A 25,359-nucleotide genomic window follows, 5' to 3' on the forward strand; every position below is an offset into this window, starting at 1 on the left:
CCAGCACCGCAAATCTGGCCGCAGGTTGGCCACGGAATCGGAGACCGCGATCCAGCGACCACAGAGGGGCCAGACGGGCGGGTCCCCGGCACGCGCCCCTGCACATGGATGATCGTGCGAGAAAGCCGCTGAGCTGCAAAGACACCTTGATCGTAGCCTGGACGATCCGCCTAGCGCCGGTAGGGGGTGGAGAGCCCGTTGGGGGCACGCGGCGGAGGGGGTGTGCCCTCTCGCGCGCCAGTGCGGCCCTGGGGCCGGGTTTTCCGGTACGGGCGCGGCGCCAGGGATCCGGGGGATGACTTCCGGTTGAGATGAGGAGTGGGTTTGGCGCGCAACGACGAGACCCAGGCGTTGAGCATGTTGCACGGCACGCTGCTCGATACCCGTAAGGAGTTGCAAGCCGCGCTCAAGACGGGCTTCGAGCAGGTGCAGACGTCCAGCTCCGAGGGGATGACGTCTATTCAGGAGAACGTGACGGCCGAGCTGAGCCGGATGCGGGAGAACTTGCGGGACACGAGGAACCGCCTGACGCAGACCGGTGGCGAACTCAGCTTCGAGGTCAGAGGCATGCTGACTCGCGTCACGGAAGAGCTGGGACTGCTTCGTGCCGAGTTGCGGGGTCACCCGGACGCGCCATCCGCGGCAGCGCCGGGGGAGCCTTCCGAGCACGAGGGCCACGAGCGCAACGCCGAAGAGGGCGTGTCCGCAGACGTTCCCGGCGAGGACCCGGACGGGTGGGTGCGGGGCGCCGTGGCGACAGGACCCGTGGAGGCCGCCCTGCCGGCGGCGCACGCCGCCGCCCCGACGTCGCTGCCTTCACAGGCCGTGGCGGAGGAGAGTGTGTTCGCGACGCGCGTGGCCGACGCCGTCCTCACGGCGCTGACGTCGAAGCTGGACCCGCTCGCGGCTGGGGTGGAGGGCGTACGGGAAGACATCGGGCGCCTGAACGGCTCCGTCACCGCCCCCGCTGGCTCCGAGCTTGAGCCGGCCGGTCGCCCGGCCACCGATACGGCCGGGCTCGCCGAGCAGCTCGGCGACCTGCGCGAGGAGATCGCCGCGCTCGCCGATGTCCTGACCACCCCGGCTCAGCCGCAGTCCCAGCAGCCCGACGATGCGCTCGCCGAGCAGATCGCGGCCGCACGCGAGGAGATCGCGGCGTTGTCCCAGCGCCTGGAGACCACCACCCGGCCGGCGGAGGGTGAGGCACAGCTGGCGGTGGTGCGGGCTGACTTCGCCGAGCTCACCGAACGGCTGGACACCGCCACGGCGGAGTCCTCTCCCGACCCGGAACAGGAGAAGGTTCCGGTGACGGAGCAGCACCGTCAGCTACTGACACGAGCTGCGCGGATCGCCTCCGCTCGGCTGGTGTGTCACCAGGACACCCTCGACTGGCTCGCCAGCCAGGCCGGCGCTCATCCACACTTCCGGCTCCCCGCGCAGATCACCGACCAGGACGAAGGACGGATCGCCGCCAACGTCTCCGGCCGGTCCCTGATCGCCGTCCTCATCACCCTGCACACCACCCGCCATACCGCCGCAGACGGCGACGGCGACTGGGCCCTGGCGACCACCTGCTACGACCGCGTCGCCGACAGCCTTGCCTCCCTGACCGAGACCGGCGGGCACCGGCCCACGATCGTCCTCGACGACGGCACCGCTGCCCTCACCGAACCGGACCGCGCCCGGACCGACAGCCCGGACGTCGTCGCCACGGAGGTCGGTGACAGCGCAGAAGTCTGCGGCGGGCAGCACGAGGTCGATGCCGCCGAAGAGACCGAGGACAAGGACACCGGCGAGCAGCCCAACCAGGAATGACCCGCGCTCGACCGATGAGACGGCACGTCCCCGAGGAGAGACGGCCGCGAGGTTCCGGCCGCCGCGCGACCAGCACTCAACCGGGGGCGTGGTCCCTCCCCTACTTCGTACGCATCACTCACGCCCACCAGCAGAGCGTGCCCGGACGCCCGGTACGTGGGGACGGCGTGAATCAGATGTGCCAGGAGCGGATACGGTCGGCGGTGTCGTACGCGTCGGCCCGGCCGGTGTCGATGTCGCCGACGAGGTAGCAGGCTCGTTACGGGGCAGCCCTGGGGTCCGGAGTCGGCCAGCCTGCCAGCCACGGGATCGACGGGATAGCAGCGGGGCCGCTAGTGGCCAGGGGACGACGCCGGGCCACGCACGCCGACTTCCCCGCATCGCCTCACCACGCCCCCTGCCGAATCCCCGGGGCTCCACCCAGTCCGGGCTTGCGGGCCGGCGATGTCGACCATGCCTGGGTCACAGACATGATCAGGCAGCCGCCCCAGCCCAACCCGCGCACGCCCCACAACGGTCACCAAGCGGCGACGACCGCGCTCGCGGCGGGCCACATGCGGCTCGACGGTCAAGCGCGTCCAGGCGCGCCGGTGGGCGCGTCCGGACCGCAACTGTCACGATACGGAGATCAGAGATCCCCCACGGTTGAGGTCGGTCACCATGGGTCTTCAATCCGGACGCCAGGTATGGAAGCACCTGTCACTTCTGGAGAAGGTGAAGTTCAGCTCGGAGGTGATTATCGCTCTGGGTGCGGTTCTGGCTCTGGTCATCTCCAGTATCAGCCTCTCCCTGTCGGTGGACGCGTCGGACAAGGCATATTCGAACCAGCGGCTGGCGAACCGCCTCGCAACCGCCTACCGCGTCGCGTGGCATGTCGACGAGGAAGGCGACGGTCCTCGGCAGCTTCTCATCGAAAACCGCAGTCTGATTCCGGCCTACCACGTCCTGCTGCTCGATGAAACGAGCAGGATATTTTACAGAATCGCAACTCTCCCTCCTTGCATCCAGTACTCAGTCGACTCCCCCGACGGCGCCGAGTTCGACCATTTCACCATGTACTTCCAGACCGCGGGTCAGTGGTACCAGACGGATACCGCCATGAGAACCCAGCCCTACGGTGACAGTCGAAGAGCAGAGGCCAAATTCGCCGCCTACAGGGACAAGAGCGACAGCGCTCGAACGAGCGGCCGGAAGCCGAGGTTCGAAGAACTCCAAGGGTGCGGATAATCGTGGCCGACATCGAAAAGAGGACCAGGCTCTGCCCCACCCTCAGCGGGTCACCTGGCCGGTCGTCCGGTCGTCGGTGTGTGCGACATCCCGTGAGTTCTCCTGAGGCCCGCTGAGTTTCTGCTGCTGTGGCCAGGGGTTCTTCCTCTTCCGGGTGCCATGTCACCGGGTGACGCAACTTCGGGATTCCTGAAGCGTTCTCATGCTGTCCGACCGGTCTGCGGTCGGGCTGAAGGTGGGGAGGCTTGGGTTGGCGCTGGCTGCCGTACGCGATCTGCGCGAGTTCCGCAGTCCGGTTTCCTCGGAGGAACTGGAGCGGTTCGAGACCGACGTGCTGGCCGGGTTCGTGCTCGCGCGGGCCTCGGCAGGTCTGGCGGACGGGACTATCCGCGGGGACGTCGGACACCTGGACCAGATGCGGGCCTGGTTCGGCCGGCCGCTATGGGAGATGGAGCCGGCCGACGCCGACGTGTACTTCGGAAAGGTGCTGCTGGGCTCGCCGAGCGGCACCCGGCTGGCACGCGCACAGGCGCTGACCACGTACTTCCTATTCCTGGAGCTGCGGCACAAGGTCGAGATCCACCGGATGACCGGGCGCGTGGTCGAGTGCCCGATCGACGAGATGAACCGGCCGCGCGGATCCAAGGAAGCGGCCTTGCGGATCCCGCCGACCGAGCCGGAAATCAAGACGCTGTTCACCGGCTGGGGCGGTGAGCTGGCCACCTGCCGCAAGTTCGCCCCAACTGCGCGGAACCACACCGCAGCGAAACTGATGTCCCAGGTCGGCCTGCGGGTGAGCGAGGCGTGCAAGCTCGACCTGGCCGACATCAAGTGGGAACTGGGCCGCTTCGGCAAGCTCCACGTGCGTCACGGCAAGGGCGCCCGCGGATCGGGCCCACGCGAGCGGATGGTGCCGCTGATCAACGGCGCCGACCGCACGCTGCGGTGGTTCATCGAGGACGTCTGGGGCCAGTTCGACGACGACCACACCCGTCCCGGTGCCCCGCTGTTCCCGTCCGAGCGCAAGAACACCGACGGCTCCTCGCGCCGGGTCGGCGACGACGCGCTACGCAACGGTCTGACGGCCGCGGCGAAGGCCCATCTGCCCGCCTGGGCCGACACGCTCACGCCACACGTCCTGCGGCACTTCTGCGCGTCCGAGCTCTACCTCGGGGGTCTTGATCTGCTCGGGATCCAAGAGGTCCTCGGGCACTCCTGGATCGCCACCACGATGCGGTACATCCACGTCCAGCAGACCCGGGTCGAGGACGCCTGGGTGTCCGGGCAGCAGCGGGCCGCGAAGCGGCTGTGAGGACTGATGGGATGAAGTGGAACCTGCGGCTGACCGCCGCGAACAAAGGCATCTGGAAGGCGTCCGAACTCCAGCGGAGCCTGGCCGAACACGGCTTGGTGATCTCGGCCGGGAAGATGTCCGGCCTGTGGTCCGGCCAGCCGGTGTCCCTCAAGTTGGAGGATCTGGACGTGATCTGCGTCGTGCTCGGCTGCGAGATCGGCGACCTGCTGATCCCCGAGCCTGAGAACGTCAGGCGCCCAGGCCAGCAGGCTGACGTCCAGGAAGCGACAACCGGCTCACTGGTGGCCCCGGTCGTGCCCAAGCGTCGCGACGGCCGTTCGCTGCCGCCGATGTGATCCGGCAGCACTGCGATGGGAAAGATCAGCGACAACAAGCCGGCGGCCTCCTGCACAGGCTGCTTCACCTGGGGGCAGTTGCCCGGCCGCTTCTGCCGCGGCTGCTACACCTACGGCCAGCAACACGCCGTCGGCGAATGCGTCGGCTGCCGACGGCAGGTCCCGGTCGATGACAAACACGGCTACTGCCGTCTCTGCCGAGCTCAGGCAACCTGGGCGATCAAGGCCAGCGGCAAGGCATCGGTTATCGAGCCGTACTTACGGCAGGTGACCTGCCAGCAGCTGTTCTTCGCGAACCTGCAGCGGCCCAAGAATGGCGGGCCGCTGGTCGGCAAAGCCGGGCGACGGGTCGTGAAGCAGCCGCCGCCTCACGACCCGTCTCACGTGATCACGGAATGGCTGCAACTGACGCTGTTCACCGCCACGCGGGACTTCCGCCGGTTCGATCGGGAGCGGCATGCTGACCTGGCCAATCCCTGGCTGGTGCGGGCCCGGAGGACCGCTCGGGCACTGGGAGAGGTCCGCGGCTGGAGCCGCTGGATCGCCAGCGACGTGAACCGAGCCCTGGTGATCGTGCTGTCCGGCTACCGCGAAGGTGAGTCGATCCGGTACTCCGAGCTCTTCCCGGCCCTGCGCGCCCGAGGGCTACCGGTCGTGCGAACCGCCGAAGCCCTCGACCGCCTCGGCCTGTTCACCGACGACCGCGCCCCCGCCGTCGACCGGTGGCTGGAACGGAAACTCGCCGGGATGGCCCCGGGCATCCGCCGCGCCGTCGAAGCCTGGGCTCGTACGCTCCTCGACGGTGGCCCGCGGTCCGAGCCTCGCTCCCGGCACACGGCATGGGCCTACCTGGGTGAGATCCACCCGGTGCTGCTGGAGTGGTCCACCCGATACGAGCACCTGCGAGAGGTCACCCGGGAGGACATCATCGCGGCCCGGGACGCTGTCACCGGCAAACAGCGCGAGAGCCGGATCGTCGCCCTGCGGTCGCTGTTCCGGCACGCGAAGAAGAACGGCCAGATCTTCCGCAACCCCACGATCCGGATCCGTGTCCCCCGACAGACCGGCGGCGTCCTCCAAGCCCTCGCCCAGGCGGACATCGACGAGGCCATCGCTACCGCAACCACCCCAGACATCCGGCTCATCATCGCCCTGGCCGCCGTCCACGCGGCACGGCCGAAGATGATCCGCACGATGCAGCTTGACGACGTCGACCTGGGCAACCGGCGCATCACCGTCGGCGGCCACGTCCGCCCGCTCGACGACCTCACCCGCCGAACTGTCCTGGACTGGCTCGACCACCGCTGCAGCCGCTGGCCGAACACGGCCAACCCGCACCTGCTGATCACTCAGAAGACCGCCGTCGAGCTCGGCCCGGCCGGCAAGCTCTGGACCACCCGGGCAACCCGCAACCTCACCGCCACCCTGGAACGGCTCCGCGCCGACCGGCAGTTGGAGGAGGCGCTCACCCACGGCGCCGACCCGCTCCACCTCGCGCTCGTCTTCGGCATCAATGAGAAGACCGCTATCCGCTACGCCGACTCCGCCCGCAAGCTCCTCAGCCCTGAGCCCGAAATGGGCCCGGGGCGTTCTCCATGAACCCACATATCCCGGAATCAGCTGATTAGCCGATCAGAGCCTCGGTGATCTGGCGGGTGGTCTGCGCGGCGACCCGGGGATTGACGGCGGCGTAGGAGGTGTAGGCGTTCAGGCCGGTGGCCAGGGCCCAGCCGCGGCCCCGGGTCCAGGTGGCATCGTCGACGCCGAGCGTGGCGCGGAAGGCAGCCCGGCTCCCGGCAGACATGAGGGTGAAGGCGATGGTCAGGTCACAGGCCGGGTCGCCGATGCCGAGCCCGCCGAAGTCTATGACCGCGCTGAGGCGGCCGTCGACGGTCAGCAGGTTGCCGGTGTGGAAGTCGCCGTGGAACCAGACCGGAGGGCGATCCCATTCGGGGGCGCGCAGTGCCGCGTCCCACAGCTCGGTCATGGCCGCAGCGTCGAACGCACCATCAACCTCCGCGATAGCGGCCCGCGTCGCGCGGTCCCGGTCGGCCAGCGGCCGACCGGTGAGGTCCCCGCGAACGTCCTCGACCGGAAAGTTCTCGGGCACGTATGCCTGAAGGGCGGTGAGGAACTCCGCCAGTTGGACGGCAGCCCGGGACGAGTCGGCCAGGGCCGCGGCAGTCGCCACCTCGCCGTCCAGCCAGCGGGACACCGCCCACGGCCACGGATAGTCGAAGTCGGGCTCACCCACCCCCACCGGTACTGGGATGGCCAATGGCAGATGCGGGGCGAGCCTGGGAAGCCACTCTGACTCCTTCATGGCCTGCCTGATGGCCCCCGCATGGCGGGGCAGCCGGATGGACAGGTCCTCGCCCAGCCGGTAGATCACATGGTCCGAACCGGCCGGGTCGAGCAGTTTGAGAGGCAGCTCGGCCCACTGCGGGAACTGCGTATCGACCAGGCGCCTGGCCAGCGCGGCATCGATCACGGGGCGAGGGTCCGCGGTTCTCCCGGTTGCCAAGAACAACTCCTGCGGTGGGCCCGCTCCATGCGGCGGGCAGTCGGAGCCATCACAGTGCATCGTGGACTCGTCTGTCGATCGGTTTTCTCGACTGGCCGTCCTCCGCTACGTGGACTCCACGCGCCCGCCTGTCGAAGTCGATCCAGCGTGTTCACCATGAACTCAGGGGTCCGTCGATGAAAATGGCGGCACCGGACCCTCAGGTTCCCGATGATCTCCCTTCAGTTTTCGCGAACTCACGGGGATCGCGGCCCTGTACTCCCGAAGCTGTCGCGAAGCGACAAGTAGCTGAGAGCGATCAGGGTTACGTCTCGGGAGCGTCCTCGGTCTCGGCGAGGACGCGGTAGACGGAGGCGATGGAGAGGTGTTCGCCCTTGTTCTTGCCGGTGGGGATGACGAGTTTGTTGGTGAGCGCGGGCGTAGGCGGCCATGTCATCGTCGAAGACCCTGAGGCGTCCACCGTGGCGGCCGCGGTCGCAGCCGGATGCCTGGCCTTCGAGGGATTTCTCCCGGATGTACTCGGGTTCGGACTCGGCGACGCCGACGAAGACCGCGAAGAGGGCGGCGCTGCGTCCGGAGGGGTTGTAGACCCTTGCAGCGGTCCGGTGAGGAGTTCACGTTCGATGTCGGCGGTGCGCAGGTCCTCGGCGATAGTCAGGAGCTCGACGGCGCCGCGTCCGACTCGTTTCATCTCGTGCACGGTGACGAGCACTCGCTGGTGCGGGACGGCCTTCTTGATGGTCCGGGCGAAGTCCATGGCCTTGGCGGACTCCCGGACCTTGATCCGGGTGCTGATCTTCTCGGAGAACGCCGGGTCGCAGCCCGCCTCGGCCAGGGCGTCGAGCTGGCTCTGCCGTTCTTGGGCTGCGGTACTGAAGCGGGGCGTATCCCACTCTCGTGGGTGCAGTCGCCTGCGCCGGGATCGCCGCTTGGATGGCCGGGCCCTGCTCCCAGGCGCGGCCGGGGCCGTGGTCGGCGGGGACCACCACCCGGGTCGTCGGCGCCCCGACGGCACGGCCGTGGCAACGCGATCGTCAGGTGGTGGCGAGACCGTGGCAGATCCGCCACTGACCAACAACCGTCCTCGGTTGGTCCGGCCCGGGGGAGATATCGCCCACCAACGACCAACGAGACCCAGCGGCCTGCCTGAAGGTCGCACCGTTCCGCCTGGGAGTCTCAAGGTCAAAGAGGAGTCGCTCATTGGTCGCGGTACGCGCTGCCGGTGAGCTTGAGAAAGACGTCCTCAAGGCTTGTCTGTCGGGTGGCCACATCCTGGACCGTGAGTCCGCTCATCGCCCCTGCCTCGACCAGTGCGGCGACGAGGCCCCCGGGGCCCGCGGCACGCACCCGGACCCGTCGGGCGTCCACGGTGACGAGGCGGACGCCTGGTCGTGCGGCGATGAACGGCGCGACGGGTGCGGCTTCGCCGTCGTAGGTACAGGTCACTTCGGTGTCCATGCTGACCTGCTTGCCGAGTTCCTCGACCGTCCCGTTGGCGAGTACGGCTCCAGCGTCGACGATGGCGATCTCCTCGCAGAGTGTCTCGGCCTCCTCCATGTGATGGGTGGTGAGGAGGATGGTCTGGCCGTTCCCATGGAGGTTCCGTAGCACCTCCCAGACCTTCAGTCGGCTCTGCGGGTCGACGCCCGTCGTCGGTTCATCCAGGAAGAGGACGTCCGGCCGGTGCATGAGGGCTCTGGCGATCATTACACGCTGCGCTTGGCCCCCGGACAGCTCCGAGGGGCGCGCCGTAGCTCGGTGGCCCACCTCGAAGGTGTCGAGCAATTCGGTGGCGCGGGCGCGGGCGGTGGCGGCGCGCAGGCCGAAGTAGCGTCCGCGGAACTCCAGGTTCTCGTAGATGGACAGTGCGCGGTCGAGGGTGTTCGCCTGGGACACCACCCCAATACTCTTACGGAGGCCCGTCGCGCGTATGGCGAGCAGTGGGAGAGTGGCGGACTGTGTCGTCTCCGGCCTCGCTGAGGCCGCCGTTGTGGTTTCGGGGGCCGGCGTCACAGCACTGCCCGGCGGCGGAAGCAGATCAGTCCGGACAGGCCTACCAGGGCCGTGCTCGCCAGTAGGACCAGCAGGCTGACACCCAATGGCAGATGGGGTTCCTGTGGGGTGAGCACGGCGCGCATCCCCTCGCTCATGTACGTCACCGGGTCGATCAGCGCCACCACCTGTAGCCACGGCGTCGCGTCCAGCGCCTCCCAGCTGAAGTAGGCGCAGCCGAGCATGGCCAGCGGTACCCGCACAGTGGCGAACAGCAGATTGGCCTGCTGAACCTCGATGAGAGTGCCGAGAAGCAGACCCAGCGAGGAGCCGAGCAGGCCGGATCCGGTGAGGACGACCAGGAAGAGCGGCCAGTGCGCGACTGTCACCTCAGGTGCACGACCGGGCGCGTGCACCAGCAGCACCAGGGGGAGGACGAGCAGCCCGGCGAGCATCGACTGGATCGTCGCCGAAACGATCTTCTGGAGGCCGAGCGTGGTCGTCCGCAACGGGGCGAGCACACGATCCTCGATCTCTCGGCCGGCCCCGAACTCGGCGATGAGCGGGGTGATCGCCGCAGTCACCGCCTGGATCGCCACGCAGACCGCCATCAGTCCTGGCACGAGCGTCGTTGCGTAGTTCCCTTGGGCCGCCGTACCGGAGGAGCCGGACGCCGTGGGGATCACGTAGGCGAAGATGAACACGAACGAGAGGGGCTGCATGGCCGCTTGGATGACGAACATCCCCGGGTTACGGCGGATGATGCGCAGATCGCGCGCGAGCAGCGCGGCGAAGGCGCGGCAGGCCGGGCCGTAGCGCCTGAGGTCGGCGCGGATCAGGGCCATCCGCTCAGCTGCCCATCAGAAGACGCCGGAGGGCGCGCCGGTCGTCCTCGGCGCCTGTGTCCCTCCCAGTCTCCACTGCGGCCGGCGGGAGCTCGGGCACCTCGTAGCCGAGTTCCCGCATGGTGTCGCCGGTGATGGCAACCAGCCTGTCGATGGTGGTGGGCTGGAGTGTGTGCCAGCGGCCGACGGCGGCCGTGTCGACGGAATCCTTTGACCAGGTCTTCCAATCGCCCTTGCCGTAGTTCTTGCGATCGGCGAGTGCGGAGGCGGTGATGCCTGGCGCCTCGGGGACGTCGAGGAACCGGCTCACCCGGGCCAGCTCGGAATCAGGGGCAGCGATGAGGTCTTCATAGGTCATCCGCAGGACGCGGTCGTGGGCCCTGGCGGCCAGTTCCGCCATGGCCCGATTGATGTCGACCCACGCCTGCGCGCATGCCTCGACTATGACGGGGTGCCGGGTCACGTAGCCGTGGAACTCGCGCGGGAAGGCACCCTGACGGGCAAACAGCTCCGCCATCGAGACAGCCACGTCGAGGGGGTGACGGACCAGCCACACGTAGCGCGCCGTGCCGTCGAACAGCCGCTCCAACTCCCCGACGAAGAAGCCGCTGAACACATCCTTGTCGACCCAGAGGCTCTTGCCGGCGGACTGGGCGAGTTCCGAGTAGACGTCCACGACCAGGCCACGCATGCGGTCCAGCAACAGCTGCTCCGGGTATCCGGCACATCGGAACCCACTCAGCAGACCGACCGGCAGCCCATGGGCGAGGTGCTGGTCCCTCAGCATCCGGGCCATGGATGAGACCAGGTTGAGCTCGGGCGGGCAGAAGACCTGCGGGTGGGCGTCGATCAGCCGCCTCAGCAGCGTGGTACCCGAGCGCGGGCAGCCGATGAGCAGCGCGCCGCCGACAGGCTCGGGCGGGGCATGCCGAGCAGCGGTGTGGGCATTCGTACGGGGACCGGTCGCTGCGGCCGGGGGCAAGGTGGTCATGGGAGGCTCCCTCGGGAAACGCGCGGGCACGCGAACGCGTGCCCGGGGCGATCCGGACCGGGTCGATCGGGTCCCGGCCGCGTGCCCGCGCGGGCGGCGCGTAGGGGGGACACGGGCGGTCAGGCGACCGGAACGACTACCTGACCTCGGTAGAGGACCCTCGTGCGAGCATCCGCGAGTGAGGTGCGGCCGTGGAGGGTCCGCTGGTTGTCGATGACAAGCAGGTCTCCGGTTCGCCACGTGTGCGTGTAGCAGTACTCCGGAGTGTGCAGCCACGCTCCAAGCTCCGCGAAGAACGACTGAGTGGCGGACTCGTCAAGACCTTTGACCCGCACCTCCCAGCCGGCATCGGCCTCTGCCGGGAACGGAAGGCTGATATTGAGCGAGCGCACCCGGCCGAAGTCGCGGTGGACCGGGACGGAGACCCACGCGTTCTGGACTCCGTCGGGAAAGTGGGAGGAGTCCCGACCCCGGTACTGGAACTCTCTGGTCTCCAGGATCTCCCGCAGATGCTCGGGCAGGTCGCGCCACGCCGCCAGCTGATCGCACACCAGAGTCCCACCCGTTCCGTCCGGGCCTTGGACATCCGCGGCGTAGAGGATGATCAGGTCCACCTGCTGCCTGAGCAGCAGGCCATCGGTGTGCAGCGGAAGCGTGCCGCGGCCGTTGATCACGGCGCCCGGATCGTTCCGGCCTTCGAGGCGGAACAGGTCGGACCTTCCGGTGCGGTAGTGGTTGTCCACGGTGGGGCCGAGCCCGTGGACGAGTTTCTGGAACTCCCGCTCGGTCAGCCTGAGGTCGCGGACCAGAGCGAGCCCTGTCTCCAGGGCCGCGCCGCGGACGGCCGCCGCGGTCGCCGCGGTGTCCGGGAAGGTGATGGCCTCCAGCCTACGGCCGAGACCGGAGGCAGTCAGCGGGCTGTCGGTCGGCTCGGCAGTGGTAGGTACTGGCACGGTGGGCCTCCTGGGTTCGTCGCGGGCGGTGCAGGCGCCCGGCAGCGTGCCGAGATCCGCGCGGGTTCCCAGGTGGTGCGGGCTGGAGGTATCGGGCAACGCTGAGGCGTGGGCCGGGTATGTCAGGGCGATGCCGCGGCGACGAGCTTCAGCGCCTCGTCGTAGATCCGGGCCGGTTCAAGCGGGTCCAGTAGCCCGCGACCCGCGTCGGCCATGAGAGCACGGAAGCACGCGTAGTAGAGGGCCTCCCGTGGTTGCTCGCCGACATCCCGGGCGAGACGGCGGCCAAGCCCTGCCTGTAGGCCGCCACCGTGATGCACAGCGATCTTGCGCCGCCAGGCCACCTCGTGGGGCACGTACTCCTGCATCGCGGTCCGGAGGTGGTACTTCTCGCGTCCTTCGCGGACCTTGCAGGACGCTGCCGTCTCCAGCGCCACCTTCATCACCGGCCATTGCCAGAACGGGTGGTGGATCTGCCGGCCGTACGCCAGCTCCGCCCGCCCATTGAGCTCGTTGGAAAAGCGGGTCTCGTGAACGCTCCGCAGCACGCCCTCGGTGACCTGTGCGTGAGTGGCGTCGACGCCATGGACTCCGGCGTTCACGAGGTCGCTGCCGTAGCCGGTGAGCAAGGGCAGATTCTCGGGTATCGCTCGGAGCCGCTGCACCGTGGCCATGGTCAGCGCCACCTCAACGGTCTCCGCGCCGACAACACCCAGCCATCGCACGGTGTCCGGCAGGCTCAGAACGAAGTCGTCAGCGTCGAACCGCAGCGGACGGAGTTCAACGCCGAGGTGCCGGCACAACTGGGCCGCCTCCGCGAACTCGTCGCCCCAGGGGGTCCCGACGCTGTAGGCCGTCACAGTCCGGCCCTGCCTGGCGGTCAGCGTGGTGACCGTCCCGGAGTCGATACCGCCCGACAGCAGCGTCGCGCAGTTCGCAGACTCTCCCAATGAGCTACCGATGACCGCACCCAGCGCTTCCAGCTGGCGCCGCCCGGCCTTCAAGGGGTGGTGTCGGCTCGGCTGTCGGTAGCCTCCGAGCAGATCGGCGGACCTGACCTCCTTCGTGATCCATCCGCGCCGGGTACGGCGCGATTCGTGGACCAGCCCGTGGCCCAACCGTTCCACCCAGGGCACCAAGGTCTCGTTCCCGGCCGTACTGCGGGGCGTGTCGCCCAGTTCGACAGCCAGCCCGAGGGCCGGGAGCACCAAGGCCGACAGGAAGAGGTCGGTGAAGTAGGCGAACCGGCTGCTGACGCGCTCGGCAGCGAAGTAGACCTGGTCCTCGTTCAGCATTGAGGTGACCACGGTTGCCGCGTCCTCTTCGACCCTGATGAAAGCCGGGCGGGTCGATGGCGCGGAGTACAGGAGGTCGACGGCAGGGACAGCACGCAGGGTGCGGACATCGAGATCGAGTCCGGCCGTGCGGCCGTCGAGTCCGGTGGCGTTCCGACGGTAGAGATAGAGCTCGCCCAAGCGGGTCAGAACGGCGAGGCCATCTAAGGAAGCGATCGGCGTGTTGGAGACCACCACCCAAGCGCCGGACGGTATCGGGCTTCGGCCCGATACCGGGGCAGAAGCGCGGTCCGAGGTGCGGTCTCGGACCGCGTCGGCTCCGGGATCCGCGGCGGGCTCGTCGGTTTCGCGTGCTTCAGCCACGGCCGATCACCGTTGCCATGATCTCCTGCGGGCGGCCCGAGGCGAACCCGGCCCGGTGGGAGGCCTTGGCCTCCTCCTTGAGCCGCCTGATGCCCGCGATGTAGTCACGGTTGAGGAACACCTTGGTGCTGCGGAACGCGGCGGGGTTGTAGCGGGCGAACTGCGCCGTGTACGCGACGGCGTCGGACTCCAACTCGGACCTGGGCACGACCCGGTGAAGCAGGCCATCACGCTCAGCGGTCGCCGTGTCCCAGAACTCGCAGGTCATCAGCATCCGCTGCATGACCGACCGCCCGACGACCCGCTCCAACATGTAGCCACCGAAGTTGCAGGCGGTACCAAGCGCGAACTCCGGCATACGGAGCTTCGCGGTTTCCGAGGCGATACGGAAGTCCGCAGTCAGCGCGATCTCCAGCCCTAACCCGATCGCATATCCGTCGATTGCGGCGACCAACGGCTTTTCCACACTGAGGCAGGCCACGAAGAGGTCTGCGATGTCGTCGATCCAGTCGTCGACCTCCGAACCGCCAGTAAACTCGATGACCTCGTTGAAGTCTCCGCCGGAGGCGAAGGAACGGCCGGTTCCGCCGTAGAGGAGGACGGCGTTCACCGTATCGTCCGTATTGAGCTCCAGGAGCGTTCGCTACAGCTCGCGCATTCGCGGACGGCTCATTGAGTTGGTGCTCTTCCCTCCGATGAAGGTCACCTGCGCGATATCACCAGAACGAGAAACTGAGAACGTCGAGCAATCCAGATCATCGGTATCCGTCATAGTGGCCTCGCTTACCATCAGTAGTCGAAGCGAAACTTTCCGAACCTGCGAGAGTCGACCGTGGGGGAAAATTCGTGGGACGCGCCGAGCACGGAGTGAACCAGCCGTTTCGGCGTGCGGACAACAAGGCTGGAGAAGGCTCGTGGGTCGAGATGGCTGAGCGGGAAGCACTTCTCTTCGGAGCTCTTGAACCTGTCCACAAGGACGTTGTCGCTGCGCCATCGAACCGACCCGATAACCATGCCAGAGCATCCGGGACAGAGCAAGAAGGCCTTTGAAGTGCAACGTACCGCCGGCACTACCGAGTTGCTACCATGCCGCCTATCACCAGCATTGTCGGATGGATGGATCGAACCGGAGATTTCACGTGCCAGAGTCAAATCCACTCGGATTTCTCACCTATGTCGCAAACCTGGGTATAAAGGATGCCTCTAGGGACTTCGCTGTGGTGGCCTCCGAGCACCCCTGCACCGCCGCGGCGGTGTTCACGCAGTCCCGTTTCGCTGGCCCGAGCGTTCACCTCAGTCGCAAGCACGTCGCCAACGGCGCGGCGCGCGCGGTCGTGACGGTCTCGAAGAACGCGAATGTGGCCAATGGCGAGCGCGGACGGCGCGACACCGAGGAACTGACGTGGATGACCGCTGAGTTGGTGGGCTGTGCGGCCGAGGACGTGCTGATCGGCTCAACCGGTGTCATCGGTCGGCCCTACCCGATCGATCTGATTCGCAGCCAGGTACCTGATGTGAAGGAGACCGCGACGCCCGACTTCGATGCGGTCGCCCAAGCGATCATGACCACGGACACGCATCCGAAGGTGGCCCGCACCCGCGTCGGCTCCGCAGTGCTCGTCGGAGTCGCCAAGGGCGTTGGGATGATGGAGCCCGACATGGCCACCCTGCTCACCTACTACTTCACCGACGCACGCATCCCCGCGCCCGAGCTCGACACCGTCTTCCGCCGCGTAATGGACCGGACGTTCAACTGCGTGAGCGTGGACACCGACACGTCCACCAGCGATACCGCGGTGATTCTCGCCAACGGCCGGGCCGGCGAGGTCGACCACATCGCCTTTGAGGAAGCCCTTCATTCCGTCGCGGAGGATCTGACCAAACAGGTCGCCCGGGACGGCGAGGGCGCCACCAAACTCATCGAGGTGGTGGTCGACCAGGCGAGGGACGAGCCTCAGGCGCGCCGGGTCGCCAAGGCCATCGTCAACTCCCCGCTCGTGAAGACCGCGGTGCATGGATCCGACCCAAACTGGGGGCGGATCGCGATGGCCGTCGGCAAGTGCAAGGACGACACCGACATCGACCCCGACCGCGTCGTCATCCGGTTCGGAGATCTCGCCGTGTACCCCGACACTGAGCCCGACCTGCATCGGCTGCGCCGGATCATGGCTGGCGACGAGGTACTCATCCACGTTTCCCTGAACACCGGCACCGTCCAAGCGCGCGTATGGGGTTGCGATCTGACCGACGGCTACGTCCGGATCAACGCGGACTACACCACTTAGACGCCGTTTCTTTTGGCACTGTGAGTCGTTGAACCGTGCATGGCGGACTTGGTGGAGCGGCTGGTGCCGGACGAGTTGTGGGTGCTCTTTCGGCGGGTAGTGCCGCCGACGGAGATCAAGCGCCCGCAGGGCGGTGGCAGGCGTCGGGCGGGTGATCGGGAGACGCTGGCCGCGATCATCTTCGTGGCTACCTCGGGCTGCACGTGGCGGCAGCTGCCGCCGGTCTTCGGCCCGTGCTGGCCCACGGTCTACCGCCGCTTCGCCCAGTGGAGCCGGGACCGGGTCTGGGCGAAGCTCCACCGCGTCATCCTCGACGAACTCGGTGTCCGCGGTGAACTGGACTGGTCGAGGTGCGCGATCGACACTGTCAGCCTGCGCGCGGCAAAAGGGGGCCACTGACCGGACCGAATCCGACCGACCGCGGCAAGATGGGATCGAAGATCCACCTGATCACGGAACGGAACGGGCTGCCCCTGTCGCTGGGCATCTCCGCCGCCAACACCCACGACAGTCTCGGCCTGCAGCCGCTGGTACGCGGTATCCCGCCCATCCGCTCCCGGCGCGGCCCGCGCCGCCGGCGCCCTGCCAAGCTGCACGCCGACAAAGGCTATGACTACAACCGTCTGCGCCGATGGCTTCGGCACCGCGGCATCCGCCACCGCATCGCCCGCAAGGGTATCGAGTCCTCCCAGCGACTGGGCCGTCACCGCTGGGTAGTGGAGAGGAGCGTCTCCTGGCTGGCCGGCTGCCGACGCCTCCACCGCCGCTACGAACGCAAGGCCGAACACTTCCTCGCCTTCGTCGGCATAGCCGCAGCCCTCATCGGCTACCGCCGGCTCACCGACTGAAAGGGCCTCTTAGCACGAAGTATGAGCCGCTCGGGTGGGGACGACGATGTCGTCCCCACCGCGGCGTTCAGGCCACCTGCTCGGTGGCGGGTCGGGCTTCCAGTGTTCGTTTGATGATCTCCATCCCCTGGCTCATAGCCGCTTCGAGGGGCACGGCGAGGTCGTCGGGCAGTACGTCGTGGATCCAGGTCAACCGGCAGTGGTCCTTCCCGTCTGCGACGACCTGCATGGAGGCGTTGTTGTGGTCGGGTCGCAGGGTGTCGCCGACCACCGTGTAGACGATCCGGCGGGCATCGTCGTCGCGGGAGACGAAGCGCTCGCGTGCCACCGTGCCGTCGGCGAAGGTGACAACTCTGGCGTCGCTGTCGACGCGTGTGCCGACCACGTGGCCGGGTGCCATGCGGGATGGGCCCGTCTCGAAGTCACCGATCACCTCCCACACGGCGTCGGCGGTGGACATGATCGTTGTTTCCTTGCTGACGGAGGCCATATGCGGGTCTTCTTCCTTGTGTTCCTGTAGGGCGGAGGGGTCCGGCGGAGGGCGGCGGCTCAGGCGTCGGCGGCCAGGCAGAACAGGTGCCCTTCGGGATCGGCGAGCACCACCCACTCCTCGCCGCCGGGCTGGAATGCGGGCTTGGTCGCGCCGATGGCGAGCAGTCTCTCCACCGTGCGCGCCACGTCGGCGACCTTGAAGTCGAGGTGGGCATGCTTGGCCGGGTCGGGCCAGCCCGGCGGCTGGTAGCCCTGGACACGCTGGAATCCGAACAGGACCGGGCCGCCGTCGCCGAGGTGGACGCAGTCCGCGTCGCTGTAGACGACATGCCAGCCGGTCACCGCCTGGTAGAACTCGGCGAGCGAGCCGGGGTCGGCACAGTCGATGACGACGGTGGCGAGCTGGGCCAATGCGGGCATCTCGATGACTCCTTCGGAAGCCGGATGTGTCACCGAGCAGCCTTCCGCGGCTTCCGCGTCCTGTCTTGAACATCCTTGCGGGCCGCTGTCAGACCCCGGGCGTAGCGTTCGGGCGTGCTTTCGTTCGTCGCCCTCGCCACTCGGCCGGAGTTCAGCGTCTCGGCCGTGACCTGCCGAAACGACCACACACGCTGGTCCGAGGCGGAGACATACGACGGCTTCCGGGTGGTGCTCGTGCGCCGCGGCAGGTTCCGCTGGAAGACGGGCGGCCTCACCGCGGACATCGATCCGACGCTCGCCTACCTCGGCGTGCCGGGGCAGGAGGAGCGATTCGCCCACCCCGCAGGAGGTGATGTGTGCACCGCGTTCAGCCTGGCGCCGTCCCTGTGGCGCGCCCTGGCCGGTGACACGCGGCGGGCCAACACCTCGACCGTGTACGTCGACGCCAGGCTTGACCTTGCCCACCGGAGGTTCCTTGCCGCCGCCCGGACCGGAGACACCGACTTCGCCGCCACGGAACGTCTGCTGGACCTGATCGGCCGTGTCGTCACACGGGCCGTCACCGGACCCACCCCCGCCGGCACGCCGGTCACGGGACGTGACCGCGCCCTCGTCGCCGAGGCCCGCCGCGTTATCGACGAGGGCCATCCCGCCGCGAGGGGCCTGCTCCCTCTCGCCGAGCTACTTGGCGTGTCGCCGTACCGGCTGAGCCGGGCATTCACCCGCGAACTCGGCGTGTCCCTGACCTGCTACCGCAACCGTGTCCGTGTGGCCACCGCATTGGACCGGCTGGAGGCCGGGGAAACGCACCTAGGCGCATTGGCCGCAGACCTGGGCTTCGCCGACCAGCCCCACCTGTGCCGCACCATACGCACCCACCTGGGCACCACACCCGCCGCCCTTCGCCGCCTGTTGACCTGATCGCGGCCAGCGTCTCCCGATCAACCGGCCCGAACGCCGACCAGCACCCCCCGGGAGGCTTCACCTCAGTCGGTGGCACCTAGCCACCGAAACACCACCACACCCCTCCTGTACCAACCGCTCAGCGACTCGCCATAACCAAAGGAAACGACGTCTTAGCTTGACTCTGTCGGTGATCTTGCAGTCGTCGAGGTCAGCGGCGAGAGCGTTGTCCGCGCTGGTGCCGACCGCGCCCATGGACTGCCGCACCCCCAACTGGGCGCAGAACTCGGCGAATCCACGGGAGCCGTACTGCGCCCCGTGGTCGCTGGTGGGAGACAGCGCCGGTCAGGCTGCCGCGGGTGGCCGCAGCGTCGGTGACCAGCGACGTGCGCATGTGGTCGGCGATCGATCAGCCCGCCAGGCGGCGGCTGAAGCAGTCGATCACGGTCGCCGGATACAGGAACTCGCCGTCGCCTACCGGGAGATAGGTGATGTCGCCGACGTACTTGGTGTTGGGGACCGTAGCGGTGAAGTCGCGCTGGAAGAGGCCGGACACCGGCGTGGCGGACGGCTCGGGCACAGTGGTGGTCACCCGACGGCGCAGCCGCAGCCCGACGATGCGATACGCGCGTATCACCCGTCCGACGCGCTTGTGGTTGACCCGCCACCCGGCCTCGCGCAGCGCCGCGGTGATGCGGGGGCGGCCCCCGGTGCCGTCCCACTCGGTGGACGGCCCTGATGGCGCTCGGCGAGAACGGCGTCGCCCCGCTGGCGCGCCGCGCGTGCCTGGCGGCCGACCCGCCACTTGTAGAAGCTGGAACGGGCCACGTCCAGCACCTCGCACAACCGCTTCACGCCCCAGGCGCGGTGGTGGTCCTCGATGAACTGGAAGCGGTTCACCAGTTCATCTCGCCCGCGAAAAACTTCGTCGCCTTCCGCAGGATGTCGCGCTCCAACGCCGTGACGGCGCCACCACCTCCGCCTCTCATTCCTCCTCGCACCTCCCTCAGCCCGCCGTGTCCCTCCCCCCACACGACGTCATCTCCCGCGCGCCGGTTGCGACCCCTCAGGGCTGGAGCCGCAACAGCCACCATGCCGTTGGCCGGGTAGCCCGGGGCATCTCAGTCCCGGGCTACCGACCAACGGAGTTCGCCTTCCCAAGACCCATAGGGATCGCCGCCAGGGCTCTGATCTCTTCGCTCCTGACCGACAACGATCGTGATCAATTTTGCTTCAGCAAATCATCTGCCGCCCCCGATTCTGGCCACAGGTTGGCCACAAACACTGGACAGTGACGGCTTTCGGTGGGACGGCCTGACACAGAGAGTGAAGAAGCGGGGAGCCCGGAAATCCGGGCTCCCCGCTGACCTGCGGGTTCTCTAGCTGCGGAGGCGGTGGGATTTGAACCCACGGTGACGGGTTACGCCACGACGGTTTTCAAGACCGTTCCCTTCGGCCGCTCGGGCACGCCTCCCGGGTGCGCCGGGGGTGGGTGGGGTGGCGGCGCACCCGGATAGCGTAGCGGGCGTGAGGGGGCGGGGGCGTTTTACTCCTCATCACCGATGCGTTCGCTGAGGGTCACCTGGGCGGTGTGTTCCTCGCCGTCGCGCTCGTAGGTCAGCTCGACCCTGTCGCCGGGCTGGTAGGTCCAGATCTCGCTGATCAGGGTGGGGCCGCTGTCGATCACGCGGTCGCCGAAGCGGGTGATGACGTCGCCCGACTCCAGGCCGGCCTGGTCGGCAGGGCCGCCAGGGGTGATGGGCTCGGGGACCTCGGCCGTGGGCTCGCTGATCACGGCGCCCCCGACCGCCGGGTCGGTGTTCACGTAGGCGCCCATGATCGGGTAGACCGGCTCGCCGGTGTCGATGAGGTCCTGCGCGACGCGCTCGGCCTGGTTGATCGGGATGGCGAAGCCGAGGCCGACGCTGCCGGACTGGCCGGTGTCGGAGGTGGGCTGGATCGCGGAGTTGATCCCGATGACCTCGCCGCCGGCGTTCAGCAGCGGGCCGCCGGAGTTGCCGGGGTTGATGGAGGCGTCGGTCTGCAGGGCGTTCATGTACGAGAAGTCGGTGCCGGTGGCGTCGCTGGTGGAGACGGGGCGGTCCAGGGCGCTGATGATGCCCGTGGTCACCGTGCCGTCCAGGCCGAAGGGGGCGCCGATGGCGACCGTGGCGTCGCCGACCACGACGTCGTCGGAGTCGCCGAGCTCCAGCGGCTCCAGGTCGCGGCCGCTGACGTCGGAGAGGCGGATCACCGCCACGTCGTACCCCTCGGCGCGGCCGACGACCTCCGCCTCGTAGCTCTCGCCGTCGGAGAAGATGACGTTCAGCGCGGCGCCGGCGTCCGCCTCGGCGACGACGTGGTTGTTGGTGAGGATGTGGCCCTGCTCGTCGTAGACGAAGCCGGTGCCGTTGCCCGTCGCCGTGCCGCCGCTCATCGTCTCGATCGTCACGACGCTGGGCAGGGCCTCCTCCGCTATCCCGGCGACCGACTCCGGGGGGCGGGCCAGCGCGTCGTTCCCGTCGCCGTCGGCGTCGGTGCTGGCGGTGGCCTGGGTGGAGTCGTCCTCGTCCGACAGCGCGTACCCCACGCCGCCGCCGATGCCGCCCGCGATCAGCGTGGCCGCCACCACGGCCGCCACCACGCCGCCGCGGCCCGTGCCGGCGGAGGACGGCGGTGGAACGGGCGGCGGCGGTGACGGGGGAACGCCCCAGGCGCCGGTGGCGGGAGGCGGCGGCGGGGCCGCGGCCGGGGGTGACGGCGGAGGGGGCGGCTGAGGGGGCGGCGGCGCGGCGCCCGGCGGAGGGGCGGCGTGCCCGGCCTCGGGCCCCCGCCCCGGCCGGGCGGAGACGTCACCGCCATCGGGCCTGTCCGGCTCGGCGGGCCTGCGGCCGCCCTCGTACTCGGTACTCACGGCTCTCTCCTCGGTATGCGACTCGGTATGCGACGCTGTCGTCGGTGAAGACGGATTGGTGTACGACGGGTACGCGGGCAGTCTTTCCCATGGTCTGTCATACGGGCATAAAACTCGGCTGCCCCCGCCGGGGGACGCGGGTGGTGTCCCCCGGTACCCACACAATGGCGGCGTGACCCCGTGACCGGTCCCAACTCCCTGCCGCACCGCATCCCCGTCATCGCCCACCGGGGCGCCTCCGAGGACGCGCCCGAGCACAGCCTGGTGGCGTACCGCAAGGCCATCGCCGACGGTGCCGACGCCCTGGAGTGCGACGTCCGGCTCACCGCCGACGGCCACCTGGTGTGCGTGCACGACCGCCGCGTCGACCGCACCTCCAACGGCCGTGGCGCCGTGGCCTCCCTGGAGCTGGCCGATCTGGCCGAGCTGGACTTCGGCTCGTGGAAGACGCCGTCGGGCCGCGCCGAGTCGCCCGACCGGGCCGAGGCGTCGTCCGTCCTCACCCTGGAACGCCTGCTGCGCCTGGTCGCCGAGGCCGGCCGGCCCGTGGGCCTGGCCATCGAGACCAAGCACCCCACCCGCTGGGCCGGTCGGGTGGAGGAGCGGCTGCTGCGCCTGCTGGCCGAGCACACCGTGCCCGGGCCCGTGCGGATCATGAGCTTCTCGGCCCGTTCGCTGCAGCGCGTCCGGGTGGCCGCTCCCCACCTGCCGACCGTGTACCTGATGCAGTTCCTGCTGCCCCGCCACCGCTCCGGGCGGCTGCCGGCCGCCGCCGGCATCGCCGGGCCCAGCATCCGCATCCTGCGCCGCGACCCCGGCTACGTCGACCGCGCGCACCGGGCGGGGCACGAGGTCCACGTGTGGACCGTGGACGAGCCGGAGGACGTCGAGCTGTGCGCCCGCCTCGGCGTCGACGCCGTGATCACGAACCGGCCGCGCACGGTGCGTGAGCAGCTCGCCCGCATGCACACCGCCTGAGGCTCACCCGGCGTGGTCCCCCGCGTCCGGGGCGTATCGGATCATTACGAACCCGTCACCAGATGACTTGTGGCCGGTTTCCTGACCTGAGCCGCAGGGCATCGAACCCATGGCGTGGGGCAAAGGAGGTCTCGGGGGTGGCGTTGGTGGTCATACAGCAGGTGCCGACGTCGTCGTCCATGTCCGTGCCCCACGGCCCGTCGGGGGTGGGGACGGCAAGGCGGCGGCTGCGGGCCGAGTTGCGCGACAGCGGCGCGGCGGAGTCGGTCATCGACGACGCCGTACTGATCCTGTCCGAGCTGCTCAGCAACGCCTACCGGCACGCGAGACCCCTGGACGGCGTCGACGGCGGCCACGTGGTGAACGCCTCGTGGAGCCGGGACACCGACGGCGCGCTCACCATCGCGGTCACGGACGGCGGCGGCCCAACGCTGCCGCGCCCGGCGTCGCCCTCCGTCACGGCGCGCGGCGGCCGGGGGCTCACGATCATCACCAGCCTCGCCCGCGACTGGGGGGTCCGGGAGGCCGACCCGTCCGGGGCCGTCACGGTCTGGGCGGTCCTGCCGCCCGCGGGCGTCCGGCCGTAGGACGGACAGGGACTCCGCAGGACGGACGGGAACTGCGTGGCACTCCGCAGCGCGGACGCCGTATCGCGGTGCCCGGTTTTCGCGCATGCTGATCTGACAGATGGCACGGGCGCGGCTACGCTCGCGGCGACGCCGTACCAGCAGCAGGAGACCCGCAGCCATGGCCAAAAAGCGCCGCCCACGCCCACAGACCACCACCGCCCCGGCCGGCGACGGCCCGGTCCCCGTCGTCGGCGCGCGGGAGCCGTGCCCCTGCGGCTCGGGCCGCCGCTACAAGGCGTGCCACGGCCGGGCCGCCGCCCAGGCCGCGACGGAGCTGGTGCGCCGCCCGTTCGAGGGACTGCCCGGCGAGTGTGACTGGGTCGCGCTGCGCGAGCTGGTCCCCGCCGCCACCGCGCCGCTCACGCTGCGTGACGGGCTGCCGGAGGGCGTCCCCTCCCTCACCCTGGCGACCGTGCTGCCCATGGCCTGGCCCGCGCTGCGGCGCGACGACGGCAGCGTGCTGCTCGGCGTGCAGAACGACACCCCCACCGGCGACCTGAGCCGCGACCTCGCCGCCGTGCTGACGCAGGCCCTGACCACCGAGCCCGGCAAGCCCGTCACCACCGCCCCGGTGACCGAGCCCGGCGCGCCCCGGCTGCAGGACCTCCTCGACCCCGGCGCCCCCCTGACGCCCGAGGTGCACGAGGGCTTCGAGTTCTGGCTGGACGACGCCGAGAAGCAGGCCACGGGGGAGGTCGCCGCCTCGCTGGAGCGAGCCAACGCCGCGGCCGTGCCCACCACCCGGCTCGACGGCGTGGAGGCGGCGTACTGGTGCAGGACCCCGGCCAAGAACCACCTGCGCTGGGTGATGCCCCACCCCGAGGAGGCGCTGATCGACGCCCTGGCGCGGCTGCACGCCGCCGGGGCCTCCGGGCTCGGCGAGGGCACGCGGCTCGTCGGCTCCTTCCGGGCGCACGGGCTGACGGTGCCGGTGTGGGACCTGCCGAGCGCCATGGCCGCCGAGGAGTGCGAGAAGCCCGCCGCGGTCTTCGCGGAGCGGCTGGCCGAGGCGCTGGCCGCCACGGGCCCGCTCTCCGCCGAGGAGCGCCGCGCGCGCAGCGGGCTCACCAACCGTCAGGTCACCCTGAACTGAGGTGGTCTGACGGCCTGTCGGCCGCCGGAGTAAAGCCCTGGGCAGAGCCCGAAGCGTAGCGCGTGATTCCGGTCACAACTCGTGCCTCGGGGAGCCCCGTTTGGCCCCCATCGGGCGGGGCGGGATTTGCGATTCCCCGAGGAGTTGTTACCTTCGGAGGTGAGCCCGGTCGCTGGTGCATCCCCCGTCGCCAGCGATCGGGTTCTCTGCTGTTCGCCGCGCTGTTCGTCGCGCCGTTCGCCCGGGCTCGCGCTCACTGCTGTTCGCTGAGAACGCCGAGGCTGAAGCCCGCCTCGATCAGCACGTCCAGCAGCCAGGCCGCACGCGGCAGCGCCACCCGGCCCGCGCGCCGCTCCGGCGGGCGCAGCCAGCGCGCCGCCCGCCCGGCTTTCCCCGCGCGGTCCGGTCGATCCGGGCGGTCCGCACCGGCCGGGCCGCCCGCGCCGGCGGCGAGCGAGGGCGGCAGCGTCAGGTGGCCCCCCGGCCCGTGGAAGCGCAACGCCCCCGGCACGGCGCCGTACCGCGTCCCCAGCAGCTCGCCCAGCTCGGGCAGCTCGTAGGGCCGCACCAGCAGCGCCAGGCGCGAGGCGCCCGCCGCCACGGGGCCCGTCCGCACCCCCTGCCGGTCCAGCTCCTCCACCGCCCACACGCCCGCCGGCACGGGCAGGGTCAGCGCGCACGGCGCCCGCCCGCCGGTGGCCAGCATGATCGGCGCCCCCGGCCGCGTCGCCCACCACCAGCCCACCATCCGGGCGTCGGTGGTGGCCGCCAGCAGCTGCGGGTCGAAGGGGTGGGCGCCGGGCGCCGGGCAGTCTCTGCCGCGCGGGCAGCCGCAGACCGCGCCGGTCTCCTCCGGGCGCGCCTGGGCGCCGGGCACCACCGGCCAGCCGAACTCGCGGGCGTACGCCAGCGCGGCCCGGCGCGTCCCGGCGGCGAACTCCCCGCCGTCGCTGTCGCCGCTGCCGCTGCCGGTGCCGCTGCCCCCGCCGCCTTCCCCGTCGTCCGGGCCTCGCCGCTTACCGTTACCGAGCTCTCCGAGGATCTCGCGCATCAGCGCTCGTTCCTTTCCCTCGCACCTGAGTGCCGGCTCACCATCGCCGGGCCGGGCCGTTCACACCACGTGCCGCACCACGTGGTGCCTG

22 protein-coding genes, 1 tRNA gene and 3 pseudogenes are annotated in these 25,359 nt (G+C 69.6%); 11 read left to right on the forward strand and 15 right to left on the reverse strand.

Annotation, left to right across the window (positions count from 1 at the left end):
- Positions 1–324 precede the first annotated feature (324 nt).
- From ACTWQH_RS19165 to ACTWQH_RS19185, 5 genes are all read left to right on the forward strand, one after another.
- Positions 325–1,815, forward strand: coding sequence for a hypothetical protein (locus ACTWQH_RS19165; protein ID WP_443287846.1), 1,491 nt, complete (start codon positions 325–327; stop codon positions 1,813–1,815).
- Between the two features lie 660 nt (positions 1,816–2,475).
- Positions 2,476–3,042, forward strand: coding sequence for a hypothetical protein (locus tag ACTWQH_RS19170; RefSeq protein WP_443287847.1), 567 nt, complete (start codon positions 2,476–2,478; stop codon positions 3,040–3,042).
- A 202-nt stretch (positions 3,043–3,244) separates the two neighbouring features.
- Complete coding sequence (locus tag ACTWQH_RS19175; protein WP_443287848.1) at positions 3,245–4,354, forward strand: tyrosine-type recombinase/integrase; 1,110 nt, start codon at positions 3,245–3,247, stop codon at positions 4,352–4,354.
- Between the two features lie 11 nt (positions 4,355–4,365).
- Complete coding sequence (locus ACTWQH_RS19180) at positions 4,366–4,692, forward strand: helix-turn-helix domain-containing protein (RefSeq protein ID WP_443287849.1); 327 nt, start codon at positions 4,366–4,368, stop codon at positions 4,690–4,692.
- A 15-nt stretch (positions 4,693–4,707) separates the two neighbouring features.
- Positions 4,708–6,291: a hypothetical protein gene (locus ACTWQH_RS19185; protein ID WP_443287850.1), complete on the forward strand. Its 1,584-nt coding sequence runs from the start codon at positions 4,708–4,710 to the stop codon at positions 6,289–6,291.
- Positions 6,292–6,316: 25 nt separating this feature from the next.
- On the opposite strand, the gene ACTWQH_RS19190 is transcribed toward ACTWQH_RS19185, so the two are convergent.
- From ACTWQH_RS19190 to ACTWQH_RS19230, 9 genes and pseudogenes are all read right to left on the reverse strand, one after another.
- Entirely contained in the window at positions 6,317–7,216 is a 900-nt protein-coding gene (locus tag ACTWQH_RS19190) for an aminoglycoside phosphotransferase family protein (RefSeq protein WP_443287851.1), read from the reverse strand.
- 304 nt (positions 7,217–7,520) lie between these two features.
- Complete coding sequence (locus ACTWQH_RS19195; RefSeq protein ID WP_443287915.1) at positions 7,521–7,652, reverse strand: hypothetical protein; 132 nt, start codon at positions 7,650–7,652, stop codon at positions 7,521–7,523.
- Positions 7,653–7,895: 243 nt separating this feature from the next.
- Positions 7,896–8,417: pseudogene (locus tag ACTWQH_RS19200) on the reverse strand (hypothetical protein); the annotation flags it as partial.
- Positions 8,414–9,229: an ATP-binding cassette domain-containing protein gene (locus ACTWQH_RS19205; protein ID WP_443287852.1), complete on the reverse strand. Its 816-nt coding sequence runs from the start codon at positions 9,227–9,229 to the stop codon at positions 8,414–8,416. The pseudogene ACTWQH_RS19200 and the gene ACTWQH_RS19205, both read right to left, overlap by 4 nt.
- The gene (locus ACTWQH_RS19210) at positions 9,226–10,053 is read right to left on the reverse strand and encodes an ABC transporter permease (RefSeq protein WP_443287853.1); all 828 of its coding nucleotides are present in this window, start codon (positions 10,051–10,053) and stop codon (positions 9,226–9,228) included. Before ACTWQH_RS19210 ends, ACTWQH_RS19205 begins: the two co-directional genes overlap by 4 nt.
- 4 nt (positions 10,054–10,057) lie before the next feature.
- The gene (locus ACTWQH_RS19215) at positions 10,058–11,044 is read right to left on the reverse strand and encodes a sulfotransferase family protein (protein WP_443287854.1); all 987 of its coding nucleotides are present in this window, start codon (positions 11,042–11,044) and stop codon (positions 10,058–10,060) included.
- Between the two features lie 119 nt (positions 11,045–11,163).
- On the reverse strand, positions 11,164–11,997 hold the full coding sequence (locus ACTWQH_RS19220) for a TauD/TfdA family dioxygenase (protein ID WP_443287855.1): 834 nt from the start codon (positions 11,995–11,997) through the stop codon (positions 11,164–11,166).
- Between the two features lie 122 nt (positions 11,998–12,119).
- Positions 12,120–13,655 (reverse strand): asparagine synthase-related protein, encoded by a 1,536-nt coding sequence (locus ACTWQH_RS19225; protein ID WP_443287856.1) that lies wholly within the window; start codon positions 13,653–13,655, stop codon positions 12,120–12,122.
- Positions 13,648–14,289: an enoyl-CoA hydratase/isomerase family protein gene (locus tag ACTWQH_RS19230; protein ID WP_443287911.1), complete on the reverse strand. Its 642-nt coding sequence runs from the start codon at positions 14,287–14,289 to the stop codon at positions 13,648–13,650. The genes ACTWQH_RS19225 and ACTWQH_RS19230 overlap by 8 nt, the downstream gene beginning before the upstream one ends.
- Positions 14,290–14,767: 478 nt before the next feature.
- Between ACTWQH_RS19230 and argJ the strand changes: the two genes are divergently transcribed.
- Together argJ and ACTWQH_RS19240 are read left to right on the forward strand one after the other, a co-directional pair.
- Positions 14,768–15,940 carry a bifunctional glutamate N-acetyltransferase/amino-acid acetyltransferase ArgJ gene (gene argJ / locus ACTWQH_RS19235; protein ID WP_443287857.1) on the forward strand — a complete coding sequence of 391 codons (1,173 nt, stop codon included), beginning with the start codon at positions 14,768–14,770 and terminating at the stop codon, positions 15,938–15,940.
- Positions 15,941–15,979: 39 nt separating this feature from the next.
- Positions 15,980–16,788 (forward strand): IS5 family transposase gene (locus ACTWQH_RS19240; protein WP_443287858.1). Its coding sequence is split into 2 segments (ribosomal slippage): positions 15,980–16,337 and positions 16,337–16,788, totalling 810 coding nucleotides; the frame shifts between segments, so codons are not numbered across the junction.
- A 67-nt stretch (positions 16,789–16,855) separates the two neighbouring features.
- On the opposite strand, the gene ACTWQH_RS19245 is transcribed toward ACTWQH_RS19240, so the two are convergent.
- Together ACTWQH_RS19245 and ACTWQH_RS19250 are read right to left on the reverse strand one after the other, a co-directional pair.
- Positions 16,856–17,278, reverse strand: coding sequence for an SRPBCC family protein (locus ACTWQH_RS19245; protein WP_443287859.1), 423 nt, complete (start codon positions 17,276–17,278; stop codon positions 16,856–16,858).
- A 59-nt stretch (positions 17,279–17,337) separates the two neighbouring features.
- Positions 17,338–17,700: a VOC family protein gene (locus ACTWQH_RS19250; RefSeq protein ID WP_443287860.1), complete on the reverse strand. Its 363-nt coding sequence runs from the start codon at positions 17,698–17,700 to the stop codon at positions 17,338–17,340.
- Between the two features lie 114 nt (positions 17,701–17,814).
- On the opposite strand from ACTWQH_RS19250, the gene ACTWQH_RS19255 reads away from it, so the two are divergent.
- A complete protein-coding gene (locus ACTWQH_RS19255) occupies positions 17,815–18,621 on the forward strand; it encodes a helix-turn-helix transcriptional regulator (RefSeq protein WP_443287861.1) in 807 nt (268 codons plus the stop codon).
- Positions 18,622–18,765: 144 nt separating this feature from the next.
- Here the strand turns inward: ACTWQH_RS19255 and ACTWQH_RS19260 are convergent.
- From ACTWQH_RS19260 to ACTWQH_RS19270, 3 genes and pseudogenes are all read right to left on the reverse strand, one after another.
- Positions 18,766–19,556 (reverse strand): annotated as a pseudogene (locus tag ACTWQH_RS19260) (IS3 family transposase); the annotation flags it as partial.
- A 433-nt stretch (positions 19,557–19,989) separates the two neighbouring features.
- A tRNA-Ser gene (locus ACTWQH_RS19265) sits at positions 19,990–20,077 on the reverse strand.
- Positions 20,078–20,149: 72 nt separating this feature from the next.
- Positions 20,150–21,517: a S1C family serine protease gene (locus tag ACTWQH_RS19270; RefSeq protein ID WP_443287862.1), complete on the reverse strand. Its 1,368-nt coding sequence runs from the start codon at positions 21,515–21,517 to the stop codon at positions 20,150–20,152.
- 180 nt (positions 21,518–21,697) lie between these two features.
- Between ACTWQH_RS19270 and ACTWQH_RS19275 the strand changes: the two genes are divergently transcribed.
- The 3 genes and pseudogenes from ACTWQH_RS19275 (at position 21,698) to ACTWQH_RS19285 (ending at position 24,217) form a co-directional block, all read left to right on the forward strand.
- Complete coding sequence (locus tag ACTWQH_RS19275; RefSeq protein WP_443287863.1) at positions 21,698–22,495, forward strand: glycerophosphodiester phosphodiesterase; 798 nt, start codon at positions 21,698–21,700, stop codon at positions 22,493–22,495.
- A 62-nt stretch (positions 22,496–22,557) separates the two neighbouring features.
- Positions 22,558–23,076 (forward strand): annotated as a pseudogene (locus ACTWQH_RS19280) (ATP-binding protein); the annotation flags it as partial.
- 166 nt (positions 23,077–23,242) lie between these two features.
- Entirely contained in the window at positions 23,243–24,217 is a 975-nt protein-coding gene (locus ACTWQH_RS19285; RefSeq protein ID WP_443287864.1) for a DUF5926 family protein, read from the forward strand.
- A 253-nt stretch (positions 24,218–24,470) separates the two neighbouring features.
- Here ACTWQH_RS19285 and ACTWQH_RS19290 read toward each other — a convergent pair whose 3' ends face one another.
- Positions 24,471–25,268: a bifunctional DNA primase/polymerase gene (locus ACTWQH_RS19290; protein WP_443287865.1), complete on the reverse strand. Its 798-nt coding sequence runs from the start codon at positions 25,266–25,268 to the stop codon at positions 24,471–24,473.
- Positions 25,269–25,359 lie beyond the last annotated feature (91 nt).

It is taken from the genome of Streptomyces sp. 6N223 (assembly GCF_052246635.1).
In the GTDB taxonomy this organism is placed as follows: domain Bacteria; phylum Actinomycetota; class Actinomycetes; order Streptomycetales; family Streptomycetaceae; genus Streptomyces.